This is a genomic window from Streptomyces sp. NPDC127068 (genome assembly GCF_042724695.1).
Taxonomy (GTDB): Bacteria; Actinomycetota; Actinomycetes; order Streptomycetales; family Streptomycetaceae; genus Streptomyces.
Window position 1 is genome coordinate 19,951 of the sequence record NZ_JBHXEN010000055.1, and the last position, 16,987, is coordinate 36,937.

The following is a 16,987-nucleotide window of genomic DNA, read 5'->3' on the forward strand; positions in this document are numbered from 1 at the left end:
CGCGCCGCACCAGCGGTTTTCCTCCGCCCGCTGCCCCCGTCACCCGCGGTACGGCCGCCCGGTGCGCGCCCGGGGAGACTGCGGAGAGTAGTTGTCGGCCGTCAATGCCCGCGACATCACATACGAAGGGTTATGGTGGAAACCCCCCCTCGGGCCGGTCCGTATCCCCCCCCCACGGACCGGCCCGTTTTCCTTTCCCGGCCAAGACGCCCGGCCAAGGCGCCCGACCTCAGGGCCCGACCGCAGCGCCCCCGCCGAAGGGGATCAGCCCCGTCCGGCCCAGATGTTCGTCCCGGGCGTCGACACCGCGTACTCGTCGATGTCCCGCAGTTCCGCCGCGGTCAGCGCCGGGCCGCCCAACGCGGCCACGTTCTCCTCCAACTGCCGGACGCTCGACGCGCCGATCAGCGCCGAGGTCATCCGCTCGTCACGCAGCACCCACGCCAGGGCGAGCTGGGCGAGGCTCTGCCCGCGCCGCTCGGCGATGCCGTTGAGCCCGCGCAGTCGACGCAGCACCTCCTCGCTGAGGAGGCCCGGGTCCAGGGACTTGCCCTGGGTGGCGCGGGAGCCCTCCGGGATGCCGTTCAGGTACTTGCCCGTCAGCAGGCCCTGGGCGAGCGGCACGTAGGCGATGCAGCCCATGCCCGCCTCCTCCAGCGTGTCGAGCAGGCCGTCGTCCTCCGTCCACCGGTTGATCATCGAGTACGAGGGCTGGTGGATCAGCGGCCGCACGCCCATCTCGCGCAGCAGCCGGGCCGCCTCGGCGGTCTGCGCGCTGGTGTAGGAGGACACCCCGACGTAGAGGGCCTTGCCCTGCTGGACCGCGGACGCGAGCGCGCCCATGGTCTCCTCCAGCGGGGTGTGCGGGTCGAAGCGGTGCGAGTAGAAGACGTCGACGTGGTCGAGGCCCATCCGGGCGAGGGAGGCGTCGAGCGAGGACAGCAGGTACTTGCGGGAGCCCCACTCGCCGTACGGGCCGGGGTGCATCAGATAGCCGGCCTTGGTGGAGATGACCAGCTCGTCGCGGTACGGGGCGAAGTCCTGGCGGAAGAGCTTGCCGAAGTTCAGCTCGGCCGAGCCGGGCGGCGGGCCGTAGTTGTTGGCCAGATCGAAGTGGGTGACGCCGAGGTCGAAGGCGCGACGCAGGATCGCCCGCTGCGTCGTCAGCGCGCGGTCGTCGCCGAAGTTGTGCCACAGTCCGAGGGAGACCGCGGGCAGTTTCAGGCCGCTTCGGCCGGAGCGCCGGTACTCCATGGAGTCGTAACGGTCCGGTCGCGCTCGGTAGAGGATGGTGTCGTCCATGTGCTCGAAACTACTTCAGCCGGGCCTCGCCCCCGGCTCGGCGGACCTCGTGCGCACCGGTAGGGTGGCGCCCCTCGGGGACGGCTATTTCCACCAAGGGGCTGAACAGACGTGAACCTGCGCGACCTGGTGTATCGACTCTACGCGCGCCGGGTGGAGGGCCGCCTCGACCACGACCAGGTGCCCAAGCACATCGGGGTCATCCTGGACGGGAACCGGCGCTGGGCGAAGGCGTCCGGGGAGACCACCGCGCAGGGCCACCGGGCCGGGGCCGACAAGATCTCCGAGTTCCTCGGCTGGTGCGCCGAGACCGACGTCGAGGTCGTCACCCTGTGGATGCTGTCCACGGACAATCTGGACCGTCCGGAGGACGAGCTGGTGCCGCTGCTCGGGATCATCGAGGACGCGGTGCGCGGGCTGGCGCGGGACGGCCGTTGGCGGGTGCACCACGCGGGGACGATGGACCTGCTGCCCGGCCCGACGCAGACGGTCCTCAAGGAGGCGGAACAGGCCACGATCGACAACACGGGGATACTCGTGAACGTCGCCGTGGGCTACGGCGGTCGGCAGGAGATCGCCGACGCGGTCCGCTCGCTGCTGCTGGACCACGCGCAGCGGGGCACCAGTTTCGAGGAACTCGCCGAGCTGGTGGACATCGACGTGATCTCCGAGCACCTCTACACGCGCGGCCAGCCGGACCCCGACCTGGTCATCAGGACCAGCGGTGAGCAGCGGCTTTCCGGGTTCATGCTCTGGCAGTCGGCACACTCCGAGTACTACTTCTGCGAGGTCTTCTGGCCCGCGTTCCGCAAGGTCGACTTCCTGCGGGCGCTGCGCGACTACGCCGCCCGCCACCGGCGCTACGGCGGCTGACGGACCCCCAGGAGGGCGTCCACCGGGGGCCGTGTCACGAGGTGTTCATCCAGGTGCCTCCAACCGGTCTGGCATGGCGGCGCGTTTTGAAGGGAATAAGCCACCCAGGTCGGCATCCGAGCGGTATCGGTCGGCGGTACCGGGAGGGATGCCGTATCCAGCGGACGGCAGCAGGCCGCCCGCCCGGGAGGCTCTTTGCACCAGGTGCACCGTACGTACCGTACGGACGAGGCGGAGGGCCGGCGTCCGGCCCGCGCCCCGCGGCCCGAACCCGGTTCGTTCCTTCCCCGTGGGGTGTCGCAGGGGGCGTTTCACCGCCCCGGCGCTCCCCGACCTCATCCGAGGGGGTACGTCCTTCCGTGGTGACCAGCTCAAAGCGCCGTACGCCAGACCGGCGCACCTACGTCCTCGACACCAGCGTCCTGCTGGCCGACCCGAACGCGATGAGCCGCTTCGACGAGCACGAAGTCGTCCTGCCGGTCGTCGTCGTGACGGAACTGGAGGCCAAGCGCCACCATCCGGAACTGGGGTACTTCGCCCGGCAGGCCCTGCGGCTGCTGGACGACTACCGCGTCCGGTACGGCCGGCTGGACGCCCCGCTCCCGGTGGGGGAGTTGGGCGGCACGCTGCGCGTCGAGTTGAACCACTCCGATCCGGGGGTCCTCCCGGCGGGGTACCGACTCGGCGACAACGACTCGCGCATCCTCGCCGTGGCCCGCAACCTCCAGGCCGAGGGGTACGACGTCACGGTCGTCTCCAAGGACCTGCCGCTGCGCATCAAGGCGTCCTCGGTGGGCCTGCTCGCCGAGGAGTACCGGGCGGAGTTGGCCATCACCGACTCCGGGTGGACCGGGATGGCCGAGCTGTCGCTCTCCGCCGAACAGGTCGACCTGCTCTTCGAGGGGGACGCCCTGTTCGTGCCCGAGGCGGCGGACATGCCGGTGCACACGGGGCTGCGCATCCAGTCGGAGCGGGGCAAGGCGCTCGGCCGGGTCTCCGCGGACGGCCGGGTGCAGTTGGTGCGCGGGGACCGTGAGGCGTTCGGGATCAAGGGGCGCAGCGCGGAGCAGCGCATCGCCCTGGACCTGCTGCTCGACCCGGACGTGGGCATCGTGTCGATGGGCGGCCGGGCGGGTACCGGCAAGTCGGCGCTGGCGCTGTGCGCGGGTCTGGAGGCGGTGTTGGAGCGCCGCCAGCACCAGAAGGTGATGGTCTTCCGGCCGCTGTACGCGGTGGGCGGGCAGGAGCTGGGCTATCTGCCGGGTTCCGAGGCCGAGAAGATGAGCCCGTGGGCGCAGGCGGTGTTCGACACGCTGTCGGCGGTGACGAGCCGTGAGGTGATCGAGGAGATCACCGCGCGGGGGATGCTGGAGGTGCTGCCGCTCACCCACATCCGGGGCCGTTCGCTGCACGACGCGTTCGTCATCGTGGACGAGGCCCAGTCGCTGGAGCGCAACGTCCTGCTGACGGTGTTGTCCCGGATCGGGGCGAACTCCCGGGTGGTGCTCACCCATGACGTGGCGCAGCGGGACAACCTGCGGGTCGGCCGGTACGACGGGGTGGTCGCCGTCGTGGAGAAACTGAAAGGACATCCGCTCTTCGCACATGTGACGCTCACCCGTTCGGAGCGTTCCCAGATCGCCGCGTTGGTGACCGAGATGTTGGAGGACGGACACCTGTAGGGGAGCTGGTCCTGATTGGCCCCCTTTCGCGGGGGTGTTGGGTGCCGCCCGGTGGGGACTCGTAGCCGAAAAGGCACGAGATCTTAGCCGGGCGGCGGCCCGTGGTGGGGGAGTTCGGAACAAAGGCCCGAGTCGTGCCAGGTGTGATCTATCCCACTCAACCCGGAATTGCCTTGCGGTGTGCGGCTGCGGCAGAGTCTCAGTCCTGTCAGGCCCCGCATACGACACACCGTGCCGCCTTCCGGTCGCCAGAGCACCATCGGCGCCGTGGCACACTGCCGTACACCGAACTTCATAGAGCCCGTCGTATGCCGCCCGAGTACCACCGGGCGCTCCCGTCGCGGGAGTTGTCCACCGGGCCCGTGCCTCCCGTGACCCCGCAGTATCGGAGGCCAGTGCCAAGGGCACGATCGCGTCCGTGGGGTCACCCGTGCGGGCGATGCTGGAAGGAAAACGTGTGAGCCGGATCTCCGTCCGGGGATTCGCCGTGGCCTCCGCCACCGCGGTCACCACAGTCGGCGCCGTCGTCGGTGTCGCCTCGGGCACCCCGCAGGAGTCCTCGAACGACTTCGAGGCGACGGCGAGCGACGCGACGCTCCTCGCGGACATCCCCTCGGGCCAGCAGGCCCAGGTCATGACCTCCTCGCTGGCGCAGCAGGCGGACGCCCAGGCGATCGCCGCCGACTCCTCCGCGAAGAAGACCGCCGAGGAGACGGCCCGCGTCCAGGCCGCCAAGGACGCCGTGGCCAAGCAGAAGTCGGCCAAGGAGGCCAAGGAGCGCGCCGCGGCCGAGGCGAAGGCCGAGAAGGAGGCCAAGGAGCGCGCCGAGAAGGAGGCCAAGGAGAAGCAGGAGAAGGCGAGTCGGTCCGACACGCGCACCGCCTCCGGCACCGGCAGCCTCCCGACGACCGCCAAGGGCTCGTACACGATCGCCGAGATCCAGGCGATGGCCCGCGCGGTGGTCCCCGCCGACCAGTTCCAGTGCTTCAGCAACATCGTGGACCACGAGTCCGACTGGAACTACAAGGCCGTCAACCCCTCCTCGGGCGCGTATGGGCTCTTCCAGGCGCTGCCCGCCTCGAAGATGATCTCCGCGGGTGCGGACTGGCAGACCAACCCCGCCACCCAGATCAAGTGGGGCCTCAGCTACATGGAGGGCCGCTACGGCAGCCCCTGTGGCGCTTGGGACTTCTGGCAGGCCAACCGCTGGTACTGAAGCCCGCCCCGCGTCGCTCGCGGTTCAACCTTTCCGGGCCCCTCGCCGTCCTTCGGTGAGGGGCCCGTGGCATGTACGGTTGGGCGGGCTCCGGGGACACCCGGGGGGAGCGGTGCGCAACGTACGCGAGGGCGGACGTGGACGCGGGGTACGTGCCGGGCGCGAGCAGCACGGCGGACGGCGGGAAAAGGTACGGGTCATGTCGCGAGTGCCAGGCTGGTTGGGCCGGTGGGGAGCCGGGCTGACCGGCCTCGGCGCGCGGTGGGAGGCCCGGCGCGACGCGGCGCAGCGGCGGGACGACCCCGACGCGCCCGACGGGTCCGGCGCACCGGGCGGCAGCGGGCCCGGCGTCACCGGTGGGGACGGAGGGTCAGCAGCCCCCGCCGCGCCGGTCGGTGATCCCGCGGCCGGTCCTTCGACCCCCGTCACCTATCTGCCCGCCGTCACCGCGCGGCCCGATCCGGCACAGGCCGTGCCGTGGGGTCTGCGGGTCGCCGCCGAGGCGGGGTGGCGGCTGCTGGTCCTCGCCGGCGCGGTGTGGGTGTTGATGCGGGTCATCAGCGCCGTGCAACTCGTCATCCTCGCCTTCGTCGCCGCGCTGCTCATCACCGCCCTGCTCCAGCCGACCGTGGCGAAGTTGAAGCGCCACGGGGTGCCCCGGGGGCTCGCGACCGTGCTCACCGCGGTCCTCGGCTTCGTCCTCCTCGGGCTGGTCGGCTGGTTCGTGGTGTGGCAGGTGATGGAGAACATCGACCACCTCTCCGACCAGGTCCAGGACGGCATCGAGGAGTTGCGCAAGTGGCTCCTCACCAGCCCGTTCCATGTGACCGAGGATCAGATCAACGACATCGCGGGAACCCTGCGGGACGCGGTGGGCGCGAACACCGACTCCATCACCTCCGCGGGCCTGGAGGGCGTCACGGTCCTCGTGGAGGCGCTGACCGGCATCCTGCTGACGATGTTCTCCACGCTGTTCCTGCTGTACGACGGCCGGCGGATCTGGGAGTGGCTGCTGCGGCTGGTGCCGGGGGCCGCCCGGGAGGGCATCGCCGGTGCCGGGCCGCGCGCCTGGCGGACCCTCACCGCCTACGTGCGGGGCACGGTGTTGGTGGCGCTGATCGACGCGGTCTTCATCGGCCTCGGGATCTACTTCCTCGGGGTGCCGATGGCGGTGCCGCTCGCGGTGTTCATCTTCCTGTTCGCGTTCATCCCGCTGATCGGTGCGGTGGTGTCGGGGGCGCTCGCGGTGGTCGTCGCGCTGGTCACCCAGGGGGTGTTCACCGCGGTCATGACCCTCGCGGTGGTGCTCGCGGTGCAGCAGATCGAGGGGCACGTGCTCCAGCCGTTCATCCTGGGCCGGGCCGTGCGGGTCCATCCGCTGGCCGTGGTGCTCTCGGTGGCGACGGGCGGGCTGGTCGCCGGGATCGGCGGTGCGGTCGTCGCGGTGCCGCTGGTCGCGGTCACCAACACCGTCGTCGGATATCTGCGGGCGTACTCCCGCGGGTACGCGTTGCGCGGCTCGCCCGCGCCGCACGGGGCGACGGCCCTCGGCATCGCCCCGGTGGTTCCGGCGGCCCCCCGGTCGGCCGCCGAGCCCGCCGCGGAGGGTCCGGGCGCGGCACCGGGCCGGCCGACCGGCGAACGGGACGCCGGAGCCGGTGGCACCACGAAGCCGTCGAACGGCGGCTCGGGCGGGCAAGACCCGGTCTGAGCGGGTCCGGGGTCGGCGCGGTTCGGGTGCCCGGGTACGCGGAAGGGGCCCGTACGGCAGGTACGGACCCCTTCCCCGTGGTGCGGGGGCGACGTGCTCGCTCAGCCGGCGAGCACGGCCTCCGAGTCCAGCGTGACGCCCACGGCCTGGATCACCGAGGCGATCTTGAACGCCTCCTGGATCACCCCGCGCTCGACGCCGGCCCCGCGCAGCACCTGCTCGTGCGAGTCGAGGCACTGGCCGCAGCCGTTGATCGCGGAGACCGCGAGGGACCACAGCTCGAAGTCGGTCTTCTCGACACCGGGGTTGCCGATGACGTTCATCCGCAGACCGGCGCGCAGCGTGCCGTACTCCGGGTCCGACAGCAGGTGCCGGGTGCGGTAGAAGACGTTGTTCATGGCCATGATCGCGGCGGCGGACTTGGCGGCGGTGTACGCCTCGGGGGAGAGGTTCTCCTTCGCCACCGGCTCCAGCTCGCGCAGCACGATCGGCGAGCGGGAGGCGATCGCGCAGGCCAGGACCGTGCCCCACAGCTGCTGCTGCGGGAGGTCGCTGTTGCCGATCACCGAACCGAGGTTCAGCCGCAGGTCCTTGGCGTAGTCCGGTATCGCGGACTTCAGTTCATCGAGGGCCACGGTCACTCACCGGCCAGCAGCGCGACGGGGTCCAGGGTGGTCTCGCCCTTGCTCCAGTTGCACGGGCACAGCTCGTCCGTCTGGAGCGCGTCGAGGACCCGCAGGACCTCCTTGGGGTTACGGCCGACGGAGCCCGCGGTCACCATGGTGAACTGGATCTCGTTGTTCGGGTCGACGATGAACACGGCGCGCTGCGCGAAGCCGTCCTCGCCCTCGACGCCGCAGTCCCGCATCAGCTCGTGCTTGGAGTCGGCGAGCATCGGGAAGGGCAGGTCGCGCAGGTCGGCGTGGTCCTTGCGCCAGGCGTGGTGCACGAACTCGGAGTCGCCGGAGGCGCCCAGGATCTGCGCGTCACGGTCGGCGAACTCGTCGTTCAGCTTGCCGAACGCGGCGATCTCGGTCGGGCAGACGAACGTGAAGTCCTTCGGCCAGAAGAACACCACGCGCCACTTGCCCTCGTAGGACTTGTGGTCGACCTGGGCGAACTCCTTGCCGGTCTCCAGGGAGACGCAGGCGGTCAGGTCGTACGTGGGAAACTGGTCGCCGACAGTGAGCACAGTGCTACTCCATGGTGCGTGAGGGGTTGGACAAATCCACCCTGTCACACAGCGCGACCGTCGGTGAAATCGATCAGTGCGGTCAGTGTGATCCGGTTCGCCGATCAATGCGGCCGGGTGGTACATCTGGGGGAACGTCCAGGTCCGGGCAGGGTCCGGAAGTGTTCGCACCGAGCCCGGATCGGATCGGGGCGGACCGAGCGGGACCGGTTCGGATCGAGTGGTGTCAGATCGGAAGGAACGTACCAGTGGCGGCGAAGACGGGGACCGGTCGGGGCACCGGCGTGGCGGGCCGGGCCAAGCAGCCGAGCATCGCCCAGCTCCGGGCGTTCGCGGCGGTCGCCGAGCACCTCCACTTCCGGGACGCCGCGGCGGCGATCGGCATGAGCCAGCCCGCGCTGTCCGGCGCGGTGTCCGCACTGGAGGAGGTCCTGGGGGTGCGGCTGCTGGAGCGGACCACCCGCAAGGTGCTGCTGTCGCCCGCCGGGGAGCGGCTCGCCGTCCGGGCCAAGGAGGTGCTGGACGCGGTCGGCGAACTGCTGGAGGAGGCCGCGGCCGTCCGCGCCCCGTTCACCGGAACGCTGCGGCTCGGCGTCATCCCCACCGTGGCGCCCTACCTCCTGCCGGCGGTGCTCCGCCTCACCCACGACACCTACCCGGAGCTGGACCTCCAGGTGCACGAGGAACAGACCGCGTCCCTGCTGGACGGACTCGCCGCCGGCCGGCTGGACCTGCTGCTGATCGCCGTGCCGCTCGGCGTGCCCGGGGTCACCGAGCTGCCCCTCTTCGACGAGGACTTCGTGCTCGTCGCCCCGCGCGGCCACGCACTGGGCGGACGCGAGGGCATCTCGCGCGACGTGCTGCGCGAACTCGACCTGTTGCTCCTGGACGAGGGGCACTGCCTGCGGGACCAGGCGCTCGACGTCTGCCGGGACGCCGGACGCGAGGAGGGCCCCGTCTCGATGACCGCGGCCGGACTGCCCACCCTGGTCCAGCTGGTCGCCGGGGGACTCGGCGTGACGCTGCTGCCGCGCACCGCGGTGGACGTGGAGACCGCCCGCGACGGACGGCTCGTCACCGGACGCTTCGCCGCGCCCGCCCCCAGCCGTCGGGTCGCCCTCGCCATGCGCGCCGGGGCCGCCCGCTCCGCGGAGTACGCGACGCTGGCCGCAGCCCTGCGCAGCAGCCTCACCGCCCTGCCCGTGCGGTTGCTGGACGCACCCGCGTAGGACGCACGCAAGGGGGGTGCCCCCGACCGTTCGGCTGCGAACGGTCGGGGGCACCCCCCTGTGCACGGGCCCGTGCGGGCTACTCGGTGCGCAGGCCCTCCGGGCGCATCAGCTTGATCAGCGCCGGCATGGACAGCGCGGTCACCAGCAGCACGACCCCCGCCGAGACCCCGGTCATCGCACCGATGCTCGACCAGGCGACGGAGAGCGGTTGCTGGACCATGAGCAGCAGCACCATGCCCAGCACCAGCCCGAAGAACACGGCCAGGACCAGTCCCAGCGCCACCGGGACCGCCGTCTGCCACAGCACCGACCAGGCCAGGGTGCGGCGCCGGGTGCCGAAGGCGACCAGGACGGCCAGCAGCTTCTTGCGCTCCCGGAGCTGTTCGATCTGCGAGACCAGCAGGCTCGCCCCGATCAGCAGCAGCACACAGGTCGCCCCGACGAACAGGCCCGTCCGGATGCTCTTGAACTGGTTGGACTCCTCGACGAGGTAGTAGGTCATGGCGCTGGCGAACGGGCTCAGCTCGGCCGCCGTCGTGCGGACGTGCTCCATCGCGTCCGGTGTTCCCTTGTCGATCTGGACGAACACCCGGCTGTGCAGCACCGGCGCGAGGTCCTCGGGGAACGCGCCGGGCGTCGCGAGGATGCCGTCCCGCTCGTAACCGAGGGGGTCGAGGGCCGGTTCGGCCTTCTTCAGCTCCGCGGGCAGGCGCCACTTCGCGTCGGCGGCCTTGACCCCGGTGGGCGGGTCGACGAACACCGGGGAGCCCGGCTTGGCGCGGGCCAGGGTGTCCTTGCCCCGCTCCGTCTCGGAGTGGATGCGGAAGACGTCGCCGTCGCGACACGAGGGGAGCTTCGCCACCTCGCGCAGCGCCGCACAGTCACCGACGGCCACTTCCAACAGGGTGTCGTCGGAGTTGATCGGCCGGTGCGAGGCCCAGGCGGTGCTGATCCCCACGGTGCTCCGGACCCCGGGGGTGGCCTCGGCGGCCTGCTGCGCCTGGGCGAGCGACACCGTGCGGGGGAAGCTCAGTTCCATCTGGGCGCGCTGGAGGTTGTGGCCGCTGTCCTGCGTGTAGTCCTCGTCGACCCCGGCGAACAGCATCTGGAGCGCGATGGCGCCGGCCACGGCCACGGCGATGCCGTTGACCATCCGGGCCGCCGTTCCGCTGCTGAGCTGGAGCCTGCGGGTGGCGAGCTGCCAGGCCACCGGTCCCCGGGCGATGCGGGCCACCACGGCCTCGACCACCCAGGGCAGCAGGGCCGTGACCCCGAAGAGCAGCAGGACCGTCCCGAAGACCACCAGGTAGGTGTTGAAGTAGTCGCCGCTGCCCGTCCAGATCTGGGGGACGAGGATCAGCAGGCCGACGAGCGGGAGCAGCAGTCGCCAGAGCAGCCGTCGCGGGCGGGGGAGCGCGGCGCGCACCACGCCCAGCGGCTCGATGACCACTCCGCGCAGCGCCAGCAGGGTCACCCCGATGGCGGCGAGCGGCACGGCGATGACGACCAGGGCGGCCAGCAGCGGCGTGGGCGTGAGGTCCTCGGGGAAGACGGACATGTCCTGGACGGACATCCGGGCGGCGAGCTGACGCCCGGCGAGGAACAGTCCGGCGCCGACGACGAGCCCCAGCAGGGCGCCCGCGACGGCCTCGCCGGCGGCGATCCTGCGGATCATCCGGGAGTCGGCCCCGACCAGGCGCAGTGCGGCGAGCCTGCGGTCCCGGCGCTCGCCGCCGAAGCGGACGGCGGCGGCGACGAACACCGCCACGGGCATCAGCAGCACCACGAGGATGATCAGGACCAGCAGCATCAGGACCGGGTCGAGCGGTTCCGGGGCGGGCGGCGTGCCGAACGAGTCGAGCCGCACCACCATGTGGCTGGCCTCGGCGTTGTCGAGGTCCTTGGAGCCGGCGTAGTAGGCGAGTTCGTGCGGGCCGACCAGGCCGGACCGGTCCACGGTGGCGGTGATCTCGTAGGGGATGCGCTCGCGCAGCAGCTTGCCTTCAGGGGACTCCAGCAGTTCGCGCAGCGCGGGGGAGACGGCCATCTCGCCGGGGGCGGGGAAGGCGCTCAGCCCCGGCGGCAGCGGTGCGTTCGGGCCCTCCGGCTGGAGGAGCCGGCCGCGGACGTTGCCCTCGCGGAAGTCCGTGTTGGCCATCGCCAGCAGGAGCGTGTTGTCCTGGGGGCGGGTTTCGTCCGAGGTCGCGAAGTCCGAGCGGGCGGTGGAGCGGGCGTCGCGCTTGGCCATGGCGTCCGGCACCGAGCTGGCGAGCAGCAGCAGGCTGACGCCGAGTCCGACGCCGACGGCGGTGAGCACGGTGCGCACCCAGGACTCGCGCCCGCCGGTGACGGCGAAGCGCACGCCCATCGCCAGGTCGCGCAGCACGCTCGTGCCGCCCGGGGCGGGCCGGGGCGGGCCGCCGGCGGCCCGGGGTCGGGTGGGCCGGGTGTCGGTGGCCGTCATATGACGCGCTCCATGTCGCGGGACTTGCCGTCGCGCACGACGACCTCGCGGTCGGAGTAGGCGGCGACGCGTGCCTCGTGGGTGACGAGGACGACGGCCGCGTTGGTGGACCGGGCCGCGTCCGTCAGCAGTTCCATCACCCGCTCGCCGTTGAGGGAGTCGAGGGCGCCGGTCGGCTCGTCCGCGAACAGCACCCGCGGTCCGGTGACGAGCGAGCGGGCCACGGCGACCCGCTGGCCCTGGCCGCCGGAGACCTCGCCGGGCCGCTTGTCGCTGAGGTCGTCGACTTCGAGGCGGCGCATCCAGTCGAGCGCGGCGGCCTCGGCCGGCTTGCGGGCGACCCCGCTCAGCCGCAGCGGCAGCGCCACGTTCTCCACGCAGGTCAGTTCGGGCACGAGCTGACCGAACTGGAACACGAAACCGAACTCGGAGCGGCGCAGGGCGCTGCGCTGGGCGTCGGACATGGAGCTCAGCTCGCGGCCCTGGTACTGGATGGAGCCCGCGTCCGGGGTGACGATCCCGGCCAGGCAGTGCAGCAGCGTCGACTTGCCCGATCCGGAGGGGCCCATCACGGCCACCACCTCACCGGGGTGGATCGAGAAGTGGGCACCGTCGAGCGCGGGGGTCGGACCGTACGTCTTGCGCAGGTCCGTCGCGGTCAGCAGGGAACCGGCGGGGGTCATGGGCGCACCTCCTGGGCGAGCTTGTCGAGGCGCGCGGCGGTCAGTTCCAGCCAGCGCAGATCGGCTTCGAGATGGAACAGGGCATGGTCGCAGATGAGCTGGTCCGCGAGGTCCCCCCGACGCTTGCGGTCGGTGAGGATGCGCATCATCCGCAGGTGTTCCGCACGCTGGGTGTCGAGGACGTCACCGGCGTCGCGGCGGGTCAGCAGCGCGAGGACGACCTTGGTGTACAGGGTCGACTGGAGGTACGGCTCGGGCTTCTCGGGACTGGCGAGCCAGCGCTGGACGTCGGTGACGCCCGCCTCGGTGATCGCGTACCGCTTGCGCTCGGGACCCTCCCCCGCCTCTATCCCGTCGACCTCGACGAGGCCGTTCTTCAGGAGGCGGGACATGGTCGAGTAGACCTGGCCGTAGTGGAGCGGGCGGTCCTGCCCGAACTTCTCGTCGAAGGCCCGCTTGAGGTCGTACCCGTGGCGGGGGCCGGACTCCAGGAGTCCCAGCAATGTGTGACCGATGGACATGCCGAGAACTGTACACACCGCGTATACATGCCATGTATACGCGGTGTGTATAGCTCGGGTGCCCGCCTACTTCGAGGTGGTGTCCTCCCAGGTCAGAGCCGATTGTCACAATTCTGTGGTGTTAGGTGCCGGGGGCGTCCGGGGGGCGGGGCGGTCGCCCTCTTCGGGCGATCGGACCCGCGGACCCGGGGAGCCTCCCGGCCTCCTTCAACGCCTTGCGCAACAGGAACTCGATCTGCGCGTTGGCGCTGCGCAGCTCCTCGCCGGCCCATCGGGCGAGCGTCTCGTAGACCAGGGGGTCGAGGCGCAGCAGGACCTGTTTGCGCGGGGCGGCGGCCTTCCGGCGCGGGGCGGGCGACTGCTCCGGGGGGGAGCCTTCGGCGGGGTCCCGGTCGTCGGGGGTCACTGGTACAGCGATCCCGTGTTGAGCACCGGCTGGGCGGCCCGCTCACCGCAGAGCACGACGAGCAGGTTGGAGACCATCGCGGCCTTGCGCTCCTGGTCCAGCTCCACCAGGTCCCGTTCGGTGATCCGCTCGATCGCGGCCTCGACCATGCCCACGGCCCCGTCGACGATCAGCCGGCGGGCCGCGACGACCGCGCCGGCCTGCTGGCGCTGGAGCATCGCCGAGGCGATCTCCGGGGCGTAGGCGAGGTGGGTGAACCGCGACTCGATGATCTGCACCCCGGCGGCCTCGACCCGTGCGTACAGTTCGACGCCCAGCTTCTCGGTGATCTCCTCGGCGTTGCCCCGCAGCGAGAGCCCGTTCTCGTCGTGCGCGTCGTACGGGTACTCGATGGCGATGTGCCGCACGGCCGCCTCGGTCTGGGTGGCGACGAACTCCAGGAAGTCGTCGACCTCGAAGGTGGCCTGTGCGGTGTCCTCGACCCGCCACACCACGACGGCCGCCAGTTCGATCGGGTTGCCGTAGGCGTCGTTGACCTTGAGCACGGCGGTCTCGTGGTTGCGCACCCGGGTGGAGATCTTCTGCCGGGTGGTCAGCGGGTTGACCCAGCGCAGTCCGTCGGTGCGGATCGTGCCCCGGTAGCGGCCGAAGAGCTGGACGACCCGGGCCTCGCCGGGCGCGACCATGTTGAGCCCGCTCATCGCGATTCCCGAGACCGTCGCCAGGGTGATGCCGCTGGGCAGCAGGGTCGCCAGGGCGGCACCGCTCCCGCTCACCGCCCCGAGCACGATCAGGCCGGCGCCCACCAGCACCCCGGCGAGCCCGAACAATAGGGCGCGCCCGCCGCCGATGCTGTGGGCCGGGAACTCGGTGACCCGCGGTGTCGGCATCTCGGGCAGTTCGCCCGGCTCCGTGCTCCGACGCGCGGTGCCCGTGCCGCCGTCGGTGATCTGGTGCTCCGTACCCGGTCCGTGGTGATCCTTGGCCATGGGTGCCCCCGTTTCCTCGATGGGCAGCGGCTGGACGTCCCGCCCACCCGCTGCCGCTCTAGCAAAGTGATATCACTTTAACCCGAACGGCAACCTTCTGCACCCCCCGGCGGTCGGTTCCTAGGGGGCGGGTGCTCATTGTCACGTCAGTAAATCGACTGATCTGCCGGAGTCTGTCCCGAGGTGCGGTGTTAGCTTGCAGAGCTGACCGCGGGTACGTGAACGGTGCACGGCGCAGCAAACAAGACGAGCAGTACGTACGAGACAGACGAGACGAATCGGAGCGAGCGGACCCATGGGGCGAGCGGAGGAACGACGGGCCCGGCAGCGCGCCGGACGGCGTACGCGGGGCGGACGTTCGACCAACGGGGGTCGCACCGGCATACGCAGGTTCCTCACCTGGCGGAAGCTGCTCGGCACCTTCTTCGGCTTCGTCCTGCTCGGCATGCTCGGCTTCGTCATCCTGTACATGGTGGTCGACGTGCCCGCGGGCAACGCCCACGCCCAGCAGCAGAGCAACGTCTACAAGTACCGCGACGGCACGATCCTGGCCCGCACCGGCGAGGTCAACCGGGAGATAGTCGACCTCGCCAAGGTGCCGGAGGACGTCCAGCGCACCTTCGTCGCGATCGAGAACAAGTCCTTCTACTCGGACAAGGGCGTCGACCTCAAGGGCACCACCCGAGGGGTGCTCAACACCCTGGCCGGCAAGGGCAAGCAGGGCGGTTCGACGATCACCCAGCAGTACGTCAAGAACTACTACCTCACCCAGGATCAGACCGTCAGCCGCAAGCTGAAGGAACTGGTCATCTCGCTGAAGGTCGACCGTGAGAAGTCCAAGGAGGACATCCTCGCGGGATACATCAACACCAGCTACTACGGCCGCAGCGCCTACGGCATCCAGGCAGCCGCGCAGGCGTACTACCGGGTGGACGCCGAGGACCTCGACGTCGCGCAGGGCGCCTACCTCGCCGCCCTCCTCCAGGCCCCCAGCCAGTACGACTGGGCCGCCGCCTCCGACCGGGGCAAGCGCCTGGTCACCGAGCGCTGGAACAAGGCCCTCGACAACATGGTCGAGAAGGGCTGGCTGGAGCAGGCCGACCGCCGGGCCCTGAAGTTCCCGGTGCCGAAGGAGCCGCGCCCCGCGCCCGGGATGAGCGGCCAGGCCGGCTATCTGGTGGAGGCCGCCAATCGCGAGCTGGAGCAGCAGTTCGTCCGCGAGGGCATGACCCAGTCGCAGGCCGAGACGCTGGTCCAGGCCGGCGGCTGGACGTTCACCCTGAACATCGACAAGAAGAAGCAGGCCCTGCTGGAGAAGGCCGTCAAGGACGAACTCACCAGCAAGCTCGACCCGAAGGAACGCACCGTCGACGGCGACGTCCAGGCGGGCGCCGCCTCGGTCGACCCGAAGAGCGGGGCCGTCCTCGCCATGTACGGCGGGGTCGACTACGTCAAGCACTTCACCAACAACGCGACCCGCCGCGACTACCAGCCCGCCTCCACCTTCAAGCCGCTGATCTACGCCGCCGCGCTGGAGAAGGACGCCGAGACCCAGGACGGCGAGGAGATCTCCGCCAAGACCGTCTACGACGGTGACAGCAGACGCCCCGTCGTGGGCAGCGACGTCGCGTTCGCCCCGCCCAACGAGGACGACGTCGACTACGGCGACGTCACCGTCCAGAAGGCCATGAACAAGTCGGTGAACTCCGTCTTCGCGCAGATGGGCGTCGACGTCGGCATGGACGACGTGATGCGCACCGCCGGCCTGCTCGGCATGGACGTCAAGGGCCTGGAGGCGGTGCCCGCACAGACCCTCGGGTCCATGGGCGCCAGCCCCCTGGAAATGGCCGGGGTGTACGCGACCCTGGACAACCACGGCAAGAAGGTGAAGCCCGCCGTCCTCAAGTCCGCCAGCCACAAGGACCGCGCGGTCAACCTCCCCGACCCGGTCGGCGGCCAGGTCGTCGAACGCTCCACCGCCGACGCCGTGACCTCGGTGCTCACCGGAGTGGTCGACGACGGCACCGGCCGCGCCGTGCGCAACGCCCGGCAGGACGTGGCCGGCAAGACCGGCACCTCCGACGAGAACCGCTCCGCCTGGTTCTCCGGCTACACCCCCGACCTGGTCACCTCCGTCGGCCTGTTCGGCGAGGCGGCGAAGGACCGCAAGGGCGAGGACGGCAAGAAGGTCGCCCGCGGCTCGCAGACCAGCCTCAAGGGCGCGGTGGGCGGGGGCAGGGTCAGCGGCGGTGGCTTCCCCGCCAGGATCTGGGCCGCGTACACCTTCGAAGCGATGGGCGCGCCCAGCGAGTTCGACCTCGAAACGGACCAGGGCGCGGCCGTCTCCCCGCCCGCCGAGCCGAGCGACTCCCCGTCCTCCGAGCCGCCGTCCGCCCCCGCCTCGTCCGCCCCGACCTCCCGGGAGCCGGACCGCGAGACCGAGGAACCGGCGACCCCCAGCACCGAGGCGTCCACGCCCCCGACCGCTCCGGAGACCAACACCCCGCCGCCGACCACCAGCAAGAGCCCCGACCCGGGCGAGGGCGAGGAGACCCCGGATCCGACCACCTCGACCAGCCCCAGCGCCTCCGCCAGCCAGTCCGCGGAACCCCCGGCGCTCGGCGCCCCCGACGAGGGCTGATCCGCCCACGGTCCGGGGGGCCCCCCCCCCCGGGGGTCGGCGCCCGGGCCCGGGGGGGGGCGGGGAGCCCCCCGT

General features: G+C 71.2%; 14 protein-coding genes. 6 read left to right on the forward strand and 8 right to left on the reverse strand.

The window, feature by feature from the left end; translation table 11 throughout:
* Positions 1-264: 264 nt before the first annotated feature.
* Positions 265-1,302, reverse strand: coding sequence for an L-glyceraldehyde 3-phosphate reductase (gene mgrA / locus ACFWIA_RS28390; protein WP_387009916.1), 1,038 nt, complete (start codon positions 1,300-1,302; stop codon positions 265-267).
* Between the two features lie 111 nt (positions 1,303-1,413).
* On the opposite strand from mgrA, the gene ACFWIA_RS28395 reads away from it, so the two are divergent.
* From ACFWIA_RS28395 to ACFWIA_RS28410, 4 genes are all read left to right on the forward strand, one after another.
* Positions 1,414-2,175 (forward strand): isoprenyl transferase, encoded by a 762-nt coding sequence (locus tag ACFWIA_RS28395; RefSeq protein ID WP_385486104.1) that lies wholly within the window; start codon positions 1,414-1,416, stop codon positions 2,173-2,175.
* Positions 2,176-2,534: 359 nt separating this feature from the next.
* Positions 2,535-3,857, forward strand: coding sequence for a PhoH family protein (locus ACFWIA_RS28400; RefSeq protein WP_387009918.1), 1,323 nt, complete (start codon positions 2,535-2,537; stop codon positions 3,855-3,857).
* A 439-nt stretch (positions 3,858-4,296) separates the two neighbouring features.
* On the forward strand, positions 4,297-5,073 hold the full coding sequence (locus tag ACFWIA_RS28405) for a transglycosylase SLT domain-containing protein (RefSeq protein WP_387009971.1): 777 nt from the start codon (positions 4,297-4,299) through the stop codon (positions 5,071-5,073).
* Positions 5,074-5,272: 199 nt separating this feature from the next.
* Entirely contained in the window at positions 5,273-6,784 is a 1,512-nt protein-coding gene (locus ACFWIA_RS28410; RefSeq protein ID WP_387009920.1) for an AI-2E family transporter, read from the forward strand.
* A 101-nt stretch (positions 6,785-6,885) separates the two neighbouring features.
* Here ACFWIA_RS28410 and ACFWIA_RS28415 read toward each other — a convergent pair whose 3' ends face one another.
* The gene (locus tag ACFWIA_RS28415) at positions 6,886-7,419 is read right to left on the reverse strand and encodes an alkyl hydroperoxide reductase (RefSeq protein WP_385486096.1); all 534 of its coding nucleotides are present in this window, start codon (positions 7,417-7,419) and stop codon (positions 6,886-6,888) included.
* Between the two features lie 2 nt (positions 7,420-7,421).
* The gene (locus tag ACFWIA_RS28420) at positions 7,422-7,976 is read right to left on the reverse strand and encodes a peroxiredoxin (RefSeq protein ID WP_387009922.1); all 555 of its coding nucleotides are present in this window, start codon (positions 7,974-7,976) and stop codon (positions 7,422-7,424) included.
* A gap of 248 nt (positions 7,977-8,224) precedes the next feature.
* Here ACFWIA_RS28420 and ACFWIA_RS28425 point away from each other — a divergent pair, with 248 nt between their 5' ends.
* Positions 8,225-9,205 carry a hydrogen peroxide-inducible genes activator gene (locus ACFWIA_RS28425; protein ID WP_387009924.1) on the forward strand — a complete coding sequence of 327 codons (981 nt, stop codon included), beginning with the start codon at positions 8,225-8,227 and terminating at the stop codon, positions 9,203-9,205.
* 79 nt (positions 9,206-9,284) lie between these two features.
* Here ACFWIA_RS28425 and ACFWIA_RS28430 read toward each other — a convergent pair whose 3' ends face one another.
* The 5 genes from ACFWIA_RS28430 to ACFWIA_RS28450 all read right to left on the reverse strand — a co-directional run bounded on the left by ACFWIA_RS28430 (position 9,285) and on the right by ACFWIA_RS28450 (position 14,172).
* Positions 9,285-11,672 (reverse strand): FtsX-like permease family protein, encoded by a 2,388-nt coding sequence (locus tag ACFWIA_RS28430; RefSeq protein ID WP_387009926.1) that lies wholly within the window; start codon positions 11,670-11,672, stop codon positions 9,285-9,287.
* Complete coding sequence (locus tag ACFWIA_RS28435; RefSeq protein ID WP_387009928.1) at positions 11,669-12,355, reverse strand: ABC transporter ATP-binding protein; 687 nt, start codon at positions 12,353-12,355, stop codon at positions 11,669-11,671. Before ACFWIA_RS28435 ends, ACFWIA_RS28430 begins: the two co-directional genes overlap by 4 nt.
* Positions 12,352-12,876: a PadR family transcriptional regulator gene (locus ACFWIA_RS28440; protein WP_387009930.1), complete on the reverse strand. Its 525-nt coding sequence runs from the start codon at positions 12,874-12,876 to the stop codon at positions 12,352-12,354. Before ACFWIA_RS28440 ends, ACFWIA_RS28435 begins: the two co-directional genes overlap by 4 nt.
* A 121-nt stretch (positions 12,877-12,997) precedes the next feature.
* On the reverse strand, positions 12,998-13,282 hold the full coding sequence (locus tag ACFWIA_RS28445; protein WP_387009932.1) for a hypothetical protein: 285 nt from the start codon (positions 13,280-13,282) through the stop codon (positions 12,998-13,000).
* Positions 13,279-14,172, reverse strand: a complete 894-nt coding sequence (locus ACFWIA_RS28450; RefSeq protein ID WP_387009973.1) for an SPFH domain-containing protein — start codon at positions 14,170-14,172, stop codon at positions 13,279-13,281. Before ACFWIA_RS28450 ends, ACFWIA_RS28445 begins: the two co-directional genes overlap by 4 nt.
* Before the next feature lie 394 nt (positions 14,173-14,566).
* Here ACFWIA_RS28450 and ACFWIA_RS28455 point away from each other — a divergent pair, with 394 nt between their 5' ends.
* Positions 14,567-16,912 (forward strand): transglycosylase domain-containing protein, encoded by a 2,346-nt coding sequence (locus ACFWIA_RS28455; RefSeq protein WP_387009934.1) that lies wholly within the window; start codon positions 14,567-14,569, stop codon positions 16,910-16,912.
* Positions 16,913-16,987 lie beyond the last annotated feature (75 nt).